Origin of the sequence: Gordonia hankookensis (assembly GCF_014673215.1) — a bacterium.
Classification (GTDB): domain Bacteria; phylum Actinomycetota; class Actinomycetes; order Mycobacteriales; family Mycobacteriaceae; genus Gordonia; species Gordonia hankookensis.
This window is the reverse complement of sequence record NZ_JACWMS010000003.1, coordinates 34,937-47,709: the sequence shown is the minus strand read 5'-3', so window position 1 is coordinate 47,709 and position 12,773 is coordinate 34,937. Positions and strand designations below refer to the sequence as shown.

General features: G+C 67.1%; 9 protein-coding genes. 6 read left to right on the top strand and 3 right to left on the bottom strand.

The genetic code is table 11. The features are described 5' to 3' along the window. Positions 1 to 74 precede the first annotated feature (74 nt). The 6 genes from argS to rho all read left to right on the top strand — a co-directional run bounded on the left by argS (position 75) and on the right by rho (position 9,010). Positions 75 to 1,727, top strand: coding sequence for an arginine--tRNA ligase (argS, locus tag IDF66_RS14710; protein ID WP_190267532.1), 1,653 nt, complete (start codon positions 75 to 77; stop codon positions 1,725 to 1,727). Continuing rightward, positions 1,724 to 3,145, top strand: a complete 1,422-nt coding sequence (gene lysA / locus IDF66_RS14705; protein ID WP_190267531.1) for a diaminopimelate decarboxylase — start codon at positions 1,724 to 1,726, stop codon at positions 3,143 to 3,145. The genes argS and lysA overlap by 4 nt, the downstream gene beginning before the upstream one ends. Next, positions 3,142 to 4,476, top strand: a complete 1,335-nt coding sequence (locus IDF66_RS14700; RefSeq protein WP_190267530.1) for a homoserine dehydrogenase — start codon at positions 3,142 to 3,144, stop codon at positions 4,474 to 4,476. Before lysA ends, IDF66_RS14700 begins: the two co-directional genes overlap by 4 nt. Continuing rightward, positions 4,469 to 5,548, top strand: a complete 1,080-nt coding sequence (thrC, locus tag IDF66_RS14695; protein WP_190267529.1) for a threonine synthase — start codon at positions 4,469 to 4,471, stop codon at positions 5,546 to 5,548. Before IDF66_RS14700 ends, thrC begins: the two co-directional genes overlap by 8 nt. A gap of 22 nt (positions 5,549 to 5,570) precedes the next feature. Beyond that, complete coding sequence (gene thrB / locus IDF66_RS14690; protein ID WP_223309697.1) at positions 5,571 to 6,560, top strand: homoserine kinase; 990 nt, start codon at positions 5,571 to 5,573, stop codon at positions 6,558 to 6,560. A 356-nt stretch (positions 6,561 to 6,916) separates the two neighbouring features. Continuing rightward, complete coding sequence (rho, locus tag IDF66_RS14685) at positions 6,917 to 9,010, top strand: transcription termination factor Rho (RefSeq protein WP_190267528.1); 2,094 nt, start codon at positions 6,917 to 6,919, stop codon at positions 9,008 to 9,010. A gap of 66 nt (positions 9,011 to 9,076) precedes the next feature. Here the strand turns inward: rho and IDF66_RS14680 are convergent, their stop codons facing one another. The 3 genes from IDF66_RS14680 to IDF66_RS14670 form a co-directional block, all read right to left on the bottom strand. Next, positions 9,077 to 9,748, bottom strand: a complete 672-nt coding sequence (locus IDF66_RS14680; protein WP_190267527.1) for a class I SAM-dependent methyltransferase — start codon at positions 9,746 to 9,748, stop codon at positions 9,077 to 9,079. Positions 9,749 to 9,848: 100 nt separating this feature from the next. Next, positions 9,849 to 10,865, bottom strand: coding sequence for a ChuX/HutX family heme-like substrate-binding protein (locus IDF66_RS14675; protein WP_190267526.1), 1,017 nt, complete (start codon positions 10,863 to 10,865; stop codon positions 9,849 to 9,851). A 59-nt stretch (positions 10,866 to 10,924) separates the two neighbouring features. Further along, a complete protein-coding gene (locus IDF66_RS14670; RefSeq protein WP_190267525.1) occupies positions 10,925 to 12,772 on the bottom strand; it encodes a sulfite reductase subunit alpha in 1,848 nt (615 codons plus the stop codon). Between the last annotated feature and the right edge of the window lies 1 nt (position 12,773).

The following is a 12,773-nucleotide window of genomic DNA, read 5'->3' as shown; positions in this document are numbered from 1 at the left end:
TGTCGGGCTCGCCCGGCGACGGCGGGCGGAGGCGATTATCCCCTGTTGGGCTCGGGCCAATAGGATGGTGAGCCGTGACTCCTGCAGACCTCGCCGCGCTACTCGCCGCCGCGACGCTGACCGTTGTCCGTGACCGCGGGCTCGACGATTCGATCGTGCCCGACACCGTCGTCGTGGAGCGCCCACGTCACGCCGACCATGGCGACTACGCCACGAACATCGCGCTCCAACTCGGCAAGAAGTTGGGTGTCGCCCCACGTGAGCTGGCCGGCTGGCTGGCCGACGCTTTCACGGCGACCGACGGCATCGCGAAGGCCGAGGTCGCAGGCCCGGGGTTCGTCAACGTCTGGCTGGCGGCCGCCGCGCAGAACTCGGTGGTCGCGACCGTGCTGTCGGCCGGCGCCGATTATGGGCGTGGCGCCGAGCTCGACGACCGCACGATCAACCTCGAGTTCGTCTCGGCGAATCCGACGGGACCGATTCACCTCGGCGGCACCCGCTGGGCAGCGGTCGGTGACGCTCTCGGTCGGGTGCTCGCCGCGCGAGGTGCCGCGGTGACCCGCGAGTACTACTTCAACGACCACGGCACACAGATCGATCGCTTCGCGCAGTCGCTGCAGGCTGCGGCCGCAGGCGAACCGACCCCGGATGACGGTTATGCCGGTGACTACATCGGCGAGATCGCGGCGCAGGTCGTGGCGAAGGTCCCCGACGTGCTCGACCGGCCCGACGGCGAGCGGCTGGAGACCTTCCGGGCGGTCGGGGTGGATCTGATGTTCGATCACATCAAGGAGAGCCTGCACGAGTTCGGCACCGATTTCGACGTCTTCACCCACGAGAACAAGATGTTCACCTCGGGTCTCGTCGACGAATGCATCACCGAGCTCAAGGCCAACGGCAACCTTTACGAGAACGACGGCGCCTGGTGGCTCCGGACCACGAACTTCGGCGATGACAAAGACCGCGTCGTGATCAAGAGCGACGGTAACGCCGCCTACATCGCAGGCGACATCGCCTACTACAAGGACAAGCGCAACCGCGGGTTCAACCTGTGCATCTACATGCTGGGTGCCGACCACCACGGCTACATCACCCGGCTGAAGGCATCGGCCGCCGCGCTCGGTGATGACCCACAGACCGTGGAGGTGCTGATCGGACAGATGGTCAACCTCGTCCGCGACGGTGTGCCGGTCCGGATGAGCAAGCGGGCGGGCACCGTGATCACCCTCGACGACCTCGTCGACGCGGTCGGTGTGGATGCCGCCCGGTACGCCTTGATCAGGTCGTCGGTCGACGTGAACATCGACATCGACCTCGATCTGTTGCGCAAGCAGTCCAACGACAATCCGGTCTACTACGTGCAGTACGCGCACGCACGGCTGTCGGCGCTGTCGCGCAACGCTGCCGAGCTGCGCCTCGAGCCGTCGCAGGATCATCTCGACTTGCTCGACGATCCGGCCGAGGGGGAACTCATCCGTACGATCGGCGATTTCGACGAGGTGGTGGCGACGGCCGCCGAACTCCGTGAGCCGCACCGGATCTGCCGGTATCTGGAGACTCTTGCAGGCTCCTACCACCGCTTCTATGCACGCTGCCGAATCCTCCCGCAAGGGGACGAACCCGCCGGCGACATCCATGCGGCGCGGCTCGCCCTGTGTGGGGCGACGCGGCAGGTCCTGGCGAACGGCCTCGAGTTGGTCGGCGTGAGCGCACCGGAGCGGATGTGAACGCGCACCCGGCCGGACCCCGGCATGCCGAACTGCTCGCCGCGCCGCACCTTGCGGAGCGGCCGAACGATCCGGTCCAGCTGGCTGCGATACCGGCAAACGTATGGCCCCGCAATGCCGTTCGGGACTCCTCGGGTGAGGTCCGCCTCGCCGGCGTCGGTGTCGAGGAGCTCGCCGAGACCTACGGGACCCCGCTGTTCGTGGTGGACGAGTCCGATTTCCGATCGCGGTGTGCCGACATGGTGGCGGCATTCGGACCCTACGGCCGCGTGCACTACGCGTCGAAAGCCTTCCTGAGTTCCGAGATCGCGCGCTGGGTGGACCAGGAAGGTCTGTCCCTCGACGTGTGCTCCGGGGGCGAACTGACCGTCGCTCTGCGGGCGGGTTTCCCGCCGGAGCGGATCGCCCTGCACGGCAACAACAAGAGTGTCGACGAGCTGGCGATGGCGCTCGACGCCGGCGTCGGTCATATCGTGCTCGACTCGATGGTCGAGATCGAGCGTCTCGATCAGCTCGCAGGCGCACGAGGTCTGGTCGCCGATGTCCTCGTGCGCGTCACCGTTGGCGTGGAGGCGCACACCCACGAGTTCATCTCGACCGCCCACGAGGACCAGAAGTTCGGTTTCGCACTCGCCGGTGGCGTCGCCATGGATGCGGTCCGTCGGGTGTTCGCGACCGACAACCTGCGGCTCGTCGGTCTGCACAGCCACATCGGTTCCCAGATCTTCGACATGGACGGGTTCGAACTCGCTGCGCATCGTGTACTCGGCCTGCTCAAGGAGGTGGTGGCCGAGTTCGGCGTGGACAAGACGGCGCAGCTGTCCATCGTGGATCTCGGTGGCGGACTGGGCATCTCGTACTTGCCAGAGGACGACCCGCTGCCCATCGGTGACGTCGCCGAGCGGCTGGCGGAGATCCTCCGCCACGAGTCCGCGGCCGTCGGACTGCCGATGCCGACCCTCGCGGTGGAGCCCGGTCGCGCGATCGCAGGACCCGGCACCGTCACCCTGTATCGGGTGGGCACCGTGAAAGACGTGACGATCGGTAAGAACCTGTCCCGGCGGTATGTGTCCATCGACGGCGGCATGAGCGACAACATCCGGACCGTGCTGTATCAGGCCGAGTACGACATACGGCTGGTCTCACGAGTGTCGGAGGCGCAGGCGGTGGTCAGCCGAGTGGTCGGGAAGCACTGCGAGAGCGGCGACATCGTGATCAAGGACTGTTGGTTGCCCGCGGATCTGGCACCGGGCGACCTGGTCGCCGTCGCGGCCACCGGCGCGTACTGCTACTCGATGTCGAGTCGATACAACATGGCCATGCGGCCGGCCGTGGTGACGGTGCAGGATTCGTCCGCACGACTGATGCTGCGACGCGAGACGATCGAGGACATCTTGAGCCTGGAGGTTTCCGAATGAACCAGACCCCGAGCGACCCGACACCGGCCTCCGGTGCCCGTCCCATCGGCGTGGCTGTGCTCGGCATGGGAAATGTCGGTGCCGAGGTGGTGCGGATCCTCGCGGAGAACGCCGACGACCTGCGGGCGCGTGTCGGCGCGCCCGTCGAATTGCGTGGTGTCGCCGTCCGCGACCTCACCCGCCCGCGCAAGATCAGCCAGGAGTTGCTCACCGACGATGCGGCCGCGCTGGTGGCCCGCGCCGACGTCGACATCGTGGTGGAACTGATGGGCGGCATCGATCCGGCGCGCGAGCTGATCCGCGCGGCGCTCGAGAGCGGAAAGTCGGTGGTCACCGCGAACAAGGCGCTGCTCGCCGAGTACACCGGCGAACTCGCCACCGCAGCCGCCGAGGCCAAGGTCGATCTCTATTTCGAGGCCGCCGTCGCAGGCGCCATCCCGGTGGTCCGGCCGCTGATGCAGTCACTCGCCGGCGACACCGTCGAACGGGTGGCCGGAATCGTCAACGGCACCACCAACTTCATCCTCTCGGCGATGGACGAGACCGGCGCCGCCTACGCCGACACGCTCGCCGAGGCGGGACGGCTGGGCTACGCGGAAGCGGATCCGACGGCCGACGTGGAAGGCTACGACGCCGCTGCCAAGGCGGCCATCCTCGCGTCGATCGCCTTCCACACCCGGGTGACCGCGGCGGACGTGTTCCGGGAGGGGATCTCCACGGTGACCGCCGCCGACCTCGTGGCCGCGAAGAAGTTCGATTGCACGGTCAAGTTGCTGTCCATCTGTGAGCGCGTCCACGATGCCGACGGGCGCCAGCGGGTGTCGGCGCGCGTCTACCCGGCCCTGATCCCGCTGAGCCATCCGCTGGCGACGGTGAACGGCGCCTTCAACGCGGTGGTGGTCGAAGCGGACAACGCCGGGCGACTGATGTTCTACGGGCAGGGTGCCGGTGGATCACCCACGGCGTCGGCGGTGTTGGGGGACATGGTGATGGCGGCACGGAACAAGGTGCACGGTGGGCGCGGCCCGCTCGAATCGACGTATGCGTCGCTGCCGATCGCGCCGATCGACGACGTGCCGACCCGCTACTACATCTCGATGAAGGTCGCCGACCGTCCGGGCGTGCTCGCCCAGGTCGCCGGTGAGTTCACCAAGCGCGCGGTCAGCATCGCCGCGGTGCGCCAGGAGGGCGCGGGCGAGGACGCCCGGCTCATCGTGGTGACCCACCGCGCGCCCGACCGCGCGCAGTCGGAATGCGTTGCGGCACTGGAAGACATGGATGCCGTAATCAAGGTGTCGAGCGTCCTGCGATTGGAAGGAACCGATGACTGACCTGACCCCGGTGCATCAGCGCTGGCCCGGATTGATCGAGGCGTATCGCGATCGCCTGCCGGTCGGTGACGACTGGCAGGTCGTCACCCTCCTCGAGGGTGGTACGCCGCTGATCGCCGCGCCGCACCTGTCGGAGGTCACCGGCTGCGAGGTCTACCTCAAGGTCGAGGGTCTCAACCCGACAGGTTCGTTCAAGGACCGTGGCATGACCATGGCCGTCAGTACGGCCGTCAACAACGGCAAGACCGCGGTGCTGTGCGCGTCGACCGGGAACACGTCGGCATCAGCCGCCGCGTACGCCACCCGCGCCGGGATCACCTGTGCGGTCCTGATCCCCGAAGGGAAGATCGCGATGGGCAAGCTGGCCCAGGCGGTCATGCACGGCGCCAAGATCATCCAGGTCCAGGGCAACTTCGACGACTGCCTGGAACTCGCGCGGAAGGCAACGGCGGAGTTCACCGAGATCGAACTCGTGAACTCGGTGAACCCGTCGCGGATCGAGGGTCAGAAGACCGCCGCGTTCGAGATCGTCGATGTCCTGGGGCGGGCGCCGGATGTACACGCGCTGCCGGTCGGGAACGCCGGGAACATCACCGCGTACTGGAAGGGCTACACCGAGTACCACCGGGACGGGATCAGTTCGTCGGTGCCGCGGATGCTCGGCGTCCAGGCGGCAGGTGCTGCGCCGCTCGTCAACGGAGCTCCGGTGAAGAACCCGGAGACCGTTGCCACGGCGATTCGAATCGGCTCCCCGGCGAGCTGGAATCAGGCGGTCGCGGCCAAGGAGGAGTCCGCTGGCCAGTTCCGGGCAGCAACCGACGAGAAGTTGTTGGAAGCATATCGCCTCGTCGCCGGTCGGGAAGGTGTCTTCGTCGAGCCGGCATCGGCCGCCAGTGTCGCCGGTCTGCTCGCGGCCCGCGCAGACGGGTGGATCGCTGCAGGCTCGACCGTCGTGTGTACGGTGACCGGTAACGGTCTGAAGGATCCGGACACCGCATTGTCCGGAATGCCGGAGGTCGAGGCGATTCCGGTGGATCCGGTCGCGGTGGCGGATGCTCTCGGCGTCCGCTGAATCGACGGGTGCGACCACCGCGATGACCGATGACGCATTGGTGGGAGATGCGAAGGTGATTCTGCCGGAGGGTATTTCGGCTCGAGTCCGGGTTCCGGCGTCCAGCGCGAACCTCGGGCCCGGTTTCGACTGCCTGGGTATCGCCCTCGGGATCTACGACGAATTGATCGTGGAGACCACGTCGGCGGGTGTCGAGGTGGAGGTCAGTGGCGAGGGGACAGACGACGTCCCCCGCGACGGGAGTCACCTGGTGGCCCGTGCCATCGCGCGGGGACTCGCGGTTGCCGGTGTGACCGCCCCAGGCCTGAAGTTGCGATGTGTCAACGCGATACCCCATTCCCGTGGACTCGGCTCGTCCGCCGCGGCGGCCGTGTCCGGCCTGGCTGCGGCATCGGGACTCCTCGTGGAGGCCGGCATCCGTGACGCCTTCGACGATGCCGAGCTCGTCCAGTTGTCCTCGGAGTTCGAGGGCCATCCGGACAATGCGGCCGCGAGCGTGCTCGGGTCGGCAGTGGTGACCTGGATGGAATCGGACGGGGTCGGGGGAGTGGGGGCGACGGACGCGGTCCGCGTCCGTTACCTTGCGCGGCGTCTGGCGGTGCATCCGGATATCACCGCGACGGTCTTCGTTCCGTCCACCGAGTCGTCGACGTCGTACACCCGCGGTCTGCTGCCCGATGCGGTGCCGCGTCGCGATGCGGTCTTCAATGTCAGCCGTGCGGCGCTCGCCGTGGTCGCATTGACCGATGATCCCGCGGCCCTGTGTGCGGCCACCGAGGACCGGCTCCACCAGGACTACCGCGCCGAAGCCATGCCACCGACCGCGGAATTGGTGGCTGCGCTGCGCAAACGCGGTCACGCGGCGACGGTCTCGGGGGCCGGGCCCACTGTCCTCGTGCTCGGCGTCGGGCCGGTACCGGCCGAGGATCGCGACGTCGCGATCGGGTTGGGCTTCGTGCCGTCGAGCGTGGCCATCGCCGGTGGCGTCGAGGTCACCCACGGACGTTCCTGATCTCGTGTGACGGCGGTCGCTCTCATCGATTCGCGATGGAATGGCGCGAGGGGCGTGTTGCCCCTATCATGCGAACGGGATACCATATACTGGTCTAGCCGCGCAGATATGTCTTGCCGTGCTTGTCTCCCGATCTCGATCTTGCCCTCCGGTCGATTCCGGTCGCACGATCTCCTGTCGGGAGTTGCCGAGCAGCACCAGCGGACACACGCAGCGGACCATATTTCTTCTGACCGTCCACGGAGGAGAATCCAGAGCGGACACGCTCCGATGAGGACGAAGTCCCGCCTGAAGTGAGGCGGGGTGGCAATGACCCCTGACGCAGCTTCGGTCTGCGGGGGAACGAAAGGATATCCGTGACGGATACGGACCTGATCACTGAACCGACCCCCACGTCGAGCACGGACGCCCCGGCCTCCGGCGCCCGGACGTCGGCGCGCTCGGCCAGTGGCTCCACGACCCGCGCCCGCACCGGGCTCTCCGCGATGGTGCTGACCGAGCTCCGCGCACTCGCCGGCGAGCTGGGCATCAAGGGGACGTCGGGAATGCGCAAGGGCGACCTGATCGCCGCGATCAAGGAACGCCAGGCGGGCTCGGCTCCGGCCGGCAAGAGTGCCGACGGCCAGATGGCCCTGTCGGACGGCGCCTCCGGTGACGGCGCCTCCACGAACGATGCCCCCAAGAGTGACGCCCCCAAGAACGCGGATCCGCAGGCCCGTACACGGCGGCGGGCACGCGTCGAGTCGTCGGACAACGAGCAGGCAGAGGCCTCCAACGGCGCGGGCCCGGCAGCATCTGAGGCCGGCAGCAACACGAGCTCCGCCGACAGCAACACCAAGTCGGGCGACAGCAACACCAAGACCGCCGACAGCAACACCAAGTCGGCCGACGGCAACACAGCCGACACGAAGTCGGCCGGCAATGACCGACAGGGCGACTCCGCCGGTGGCGGCGACCAGCGTAATCGCAACCAGAACCGCAATCGCAACCAGAATCGCGACGGCGGGCAGGGTCGTGATGGTGGCCAGAACCGCGACAACAATCAGAACCGCGACAACAATCAGAACCGCGATGGTGGCCAGAACCGCGAGAACCAGAACCGCGACAACCAGAATCGCGACGGCGGCCAGGGCAACAACCAGAACCAGGGTGGCGGTCAGAACCGCGACGGCCGTCAGAACAACCGCGACGATGACGACGACGGCACCGGCCGCGGCCGGCGAGGTCGTCGCTTCCGCGAACGTCGCCGTGGGCGCGACCGTGACTCGTCGGGCTCCGGTGAACCCCAGGTCTCCGACGACGATGTGTTGCAGCCCGTGGCCGGCATTCTCGACGTCCTGGACAACTACGCATTCGTCCGGACCTCCGGGTATCTGGCGGGACCGAACGACGTGTACGTGTCGATGAACATGGTGCGCAAGAACGGTTTGCGTCGCGGCGACGCGATCACCGGCGCCGTCAAGGTGCCCCGTGAGGGCGAACAGCCCAACCAGCGCCAGAAGTTCAACCCGTTGGTGCGGCTCGACACGGTCAACGGGACCGATATCGAGACGGCGAAGAAGCGCCCCGAGTTCGGCAAACTGACCCCGCTGTATCCGAATCAGCGCCTCCGCTTGGAGACGACCCCGGACCGACTCGACACCCGCGTGATCGACCTGATCATGCCGATCGGCAAGGGCCAGCGTGCCCTGATCGTGTCGCCGCCCAAGGCCGGTAAGACCACGATCCTGCAGGACATCGCCAACGCGATCACCGTCAACAACCCGGAATGCCACCTGATGGTCGTCCTCGTCGACGAGCGTCCGGAAGAGGTCACCGACATGACGCGTTCGGTGAACGGTGAGGTCATCGCCTCGACGTTCGACCGTCCGCCGTCAGACCACACGTCGGTTGCCGAGTTGGCGATCGAGCGGGCCAAGCGCCTCGTCGAGAACGGCCGCGACGTGATCGTGCTGCTGGACTCGATCACCCGACTCGGTCGCGCGTACAACAACGCGTCGCCTGCATCCGGCCGAATCCTGTCCGGTGGTGTCGATTCCACCGCTCTCTATCCGCCGAAGCGCTTCCTCGGCGCGGCGCGCAACATCGAGAACGGCGGGTCGCTGACCATCATCGCCACGGCGATGGTGGAGACCGGATCGACCGGTGACACCGTCATCTTCGAGGAGTTCAAGGGCACCGGCAACGCCGAGCTCAAGCTCGATCGCAAGATCGCAGAGCGCCGGGTGTTCCCGGCGGTCGACGTGAATCCGTCGGGTACCCGCAAGGACGAATTGCTGTTGTCGCCCGAGGAATTCGCGATCGTGCACAAGCTGCGCCGGGTGCTGTCCGGGCTCGATTCGCAGCAGGCGATCGATCTGCTCATCAGCCAGCTCAAGAAGTCGAAGACCAACATCGAGTTCTTGATGCAGGTGCAGAAGACCGCGCCGGGAGCGATGAACGACGACTGATCCATCGAGCGGGCGCGGTGTCGCGCCGAGCCGTGCGTAGATTTCCATCCAGCGAGCCCATCACCGTCAGGGGATGGGCTCGCTCGGTGTCCACGACCGGTGAGGCGCAGACGTCGTGTCGTTCGATCGGGCGCGTGCCACCAGGTAGACCTCCGGAAATCGGTGGTCGGAGTCGGGCCGTCGGATCATCCGGAAGACCTCCTCGAAGCCGGTGTCGGCGAGTGTGATCGACAGGGCGTCCGGGTGCCACCGCCACGCCCGCGCGACCAGGTGGTCGAACTCGTGGACGCCGGTTTCGTCCGAGCCCTGCATCGCGATCAATACCCAGGTGCCCGGGCCGCCACGTCGATGCCATGACGCCAGGATGCCCGGTACACGCCGGGGCTCGACATGAATGAGACTGAACTGCGCGATCAGGCCTGCGCACTGTTCCACCGGCGCGGACGCGCAGTCGGCGTCGTCGTGGAGAAAGCGGATGCCCGGGTACTCGCGTCGGGCGAACCTCAACATCTCCGCGCTCGGATCGACTCCGAGAACTGACATCCCCCGGGCGTGTAGATGGGCAGCGATGTGACCTTGACCACAACCGATGTCGATCACCACCGGCGTGTCTCCGGTTTCGGACGCCAGCATGTCGGCGAAACAGTCGACGGCGTGGCGCTCCAACTCGGACCGGAACGCCGACGGGAAGGCGGCTGCGTATTCTGCCGCGAGAGCGTCATAGCCTGGCTGCGTCATGAAGCGATGGTGGCCCCGCTCGCCGAGTTCATCAACTCTGACACGGCTTTTCGTGCGGCCCCGAGATCCCGGTCGACGGGTGGTTGTCAGTGGGCGGTGGTCAGCGGGCCACGTCGGCGACGAGTTGATTCCAGCCCTCGAAGGTCTCCGCCGACACCGAACCCGTCTGCGTCGCGATGAAACTGCAACGGGCGTGCCGATCGTAGAGCTCGATGGAACCGGTCCGACCCCAGACGCCGTCGGTCCAGGTCACCCAGCATTCGGTGACGAGGTTGACGTTGATCATCGCACGGCAGGTGCCCGACGCGATCACCATGGATCCGCGATGTTCGCGCGCGCCGTCCAACCGGTCGTGGCGCATCTGGATGCACCCGGGTGCGGTGGTGGCGATGGTCATCGGCATCCCGAGCAGCGCGGCGTGCTCGAAAGCGGCGACGACCCGGCGGGACTCCACGCGGGCGAAACCGTCCTCGCTGCGGCCCGGCATGGACCGGAGTCGCTGTGTGCCACCGTCTTCGAGCACAGCGTCGAACTGGGCGATCTGATCGTCGGCGGATGGCATGTCGCGATCCTCGGCAGTGTCGTCGCGACGAGGCGCGGCGCTGACGACATGATGCGAGGCAGTCGTGCCGTCGAACCCGCCGGTGGCCAGCGACAGCGACTCGAACGCGAGCCGGTCCGAAGTATCCGTGAGATAGCTCGCGTGCGCGGTGTTCCCGGACGCATCGAAAATGCGAAGCGTCGGTGGCACGTGTGCCGCCGGATCGGTGACCAGCGCGGAGCCGAGACGAGCAGGATTGAGGCGCAGCGAGATCCGCGATGGCCGGCACCGGATCGGTCCGCCGATACCCACTGGCAGTTCATGGATCCCGACGTCGTTCATGAGGACTGGGCCTGCCACCGTCACCCCGACCACCTGCTCGAGCGACGGCAACTGCTCGGCAACCGCGGCCACGTCGGAGCCGAGCAGGGAGCCCGAGAACCCGGGTGTGGCCAGCAACGTGTCGAGGTCGTTGGCCGATCCGTTCGCACGCGGACAGGTGCACCGGTCGCGGCATTCCGGACGCGACCCGCGACCGGTGTGCTCGGAGTCGGATGGTCGGGGTGATTCGGGCATCGTTGCCGTTCCTTTCCCGTGTCCTGTGTCAGGATCGGTGTGGGGTCGAGTCGAAATGGTCAGTACACGTCGCGCAGATATCGTTTGGCGCGTTTGAGATCGTCGACGTGATCCTGGGCCGCCTCCGCAGACATCCCGCCGTGCTCGGCGATGATGTCGTGCAACGCGGTGTCGACGTCGTGGGCCATCCTCGTGGCGTCGCCGCATACGTAGAGGTGCGCACCGTCGGACAGCCATGCGAAGAGATCGGCGCCCTGTTCGCGCATGCGGTCCTGGACGTAGATCTTGTGCTCCTGGTCGCGGGAGAACGCGAGGTCGAGGCGATCGAGGAGTCCGTCGGTGACGAATCCGTCGATCTCCTCGGCGTAGATGTGGTCGTGGTCGCGATGCCGGTCGCCGAAGAACAGCCAGTTCCCGCCGCGCGCACCACGTGCGGCGCGCTCGTGCAGGAACGAGCGGAAGGGTGCGATGCCGGTCCCCGGTCCGATCATGATGATCTTGGTGTCGTCGGCGGGCAGCCGGAACGATTTGTTGGCGGAGATGAACACCTCGACCTGGGTGCCCTCGGGGCGTCGGTCGGCGAGGTAGGTCGAGCACACTCCGCCGCGCTGTCGTTCCCCGGACCGATAGCGCACCGTGGCCATGGTGATGTGCACGGTGCCGGCGTGCGCGACGGGGCTCGACGAGATGGAGTACACGCGATGCTGCAGCGGCCGCAGTTCGGCGAGCAACTCCTCCGGGGTGATCGTGAGGGCGGGGTCGACATCGAGCAGATCGAGAACGTCCTTCCCCCAGAGCCATGCATCGAGCGCCTCGCGGTCGCCGGTCGACGTCAGGTGCGTGAGTTCGGCGTCCTGGCTGCGTTGTGCGATGTAGTCGACGAGGTACTTCGACGGGGTGGAGATCTCCACGTGGTGGGTGAGGGTGTCCCGCAAGGTGCGTTCGGTTCTCCGATCGGTGATCATCACGTCCGGCGACACCCCGAGTCGCTCGATGATGCGCTCGACGAGCTGGGCGTCGTTGACCGGCGAGATGCTGATCCCGTCGCCGGGCTGGTACGCGATACCGCTGTCGCCCAGGGAGATCACCAAGTGGCGCACCTCCTTGTCGGACTCGGGGGCCGACAGCAGGGAATTGGCGACGATGGTCGCGGGATACGGGTTCTTCCGCGTCCATTTCGGCTTCGCGCGTCGTGCGCCCGACGCCTGGTCGGGCGACGTCGCCGGCTCCGGCGACGACTCGGGTTTGGGGATCACCGCGGGTTCGGACGCTCCGGGGGTCGCGACCCCGCTCATCGGCGTGTCCGCATCGACAGCCGCCAGTGCCGCAACCGCCTGCCTGATCCAGGCGTCGGCGGGTTCCTCGAAATCGACGTCGCAATCCACTCGATCGACGACGCGGGTGGCGCCGAGCTCGGCCAGGCGGGTGTCGATGTTCTTGCCGGCCTGGCAGAACCCGTCGTAGATCGAATCACCGAGCCCGAGGACGCCGTAGAAGAGTCCGTCCAGCCGCGGGGCGTCCGGGGCGGCGAGAGCCCGCCAGAACAGCTCGGCGTTGTCGGGCATGTCGCCCTCGCCGTACGTGGATGTGATCACCAGTAGTCGGCGTGCCGCCGACAGCGCGGTGATGTCGAGTGAGTCCAGATCACACCGCACGGGATCGAATCCATGTGTGCGGGCCAGGGTCTCGGTCTGCTCGGAGAGCCATTCGGCGGTGCCGGTCTGGCTGCCGAAGACGATCTGCAGAGGGATTCCGCGCTCGTCGGCCGACGCGACAGCAGCGGCGGCAGGTACTCCGGACTGTGTCGGCATGGCGATGCGGGTGTTCAGACCTGCGAGGAATCCGGCCAGCCAGGCCTTCTGATCACCCGTGAACGGGACATCGGCGGGGATGTAAGGGAGCTGCATG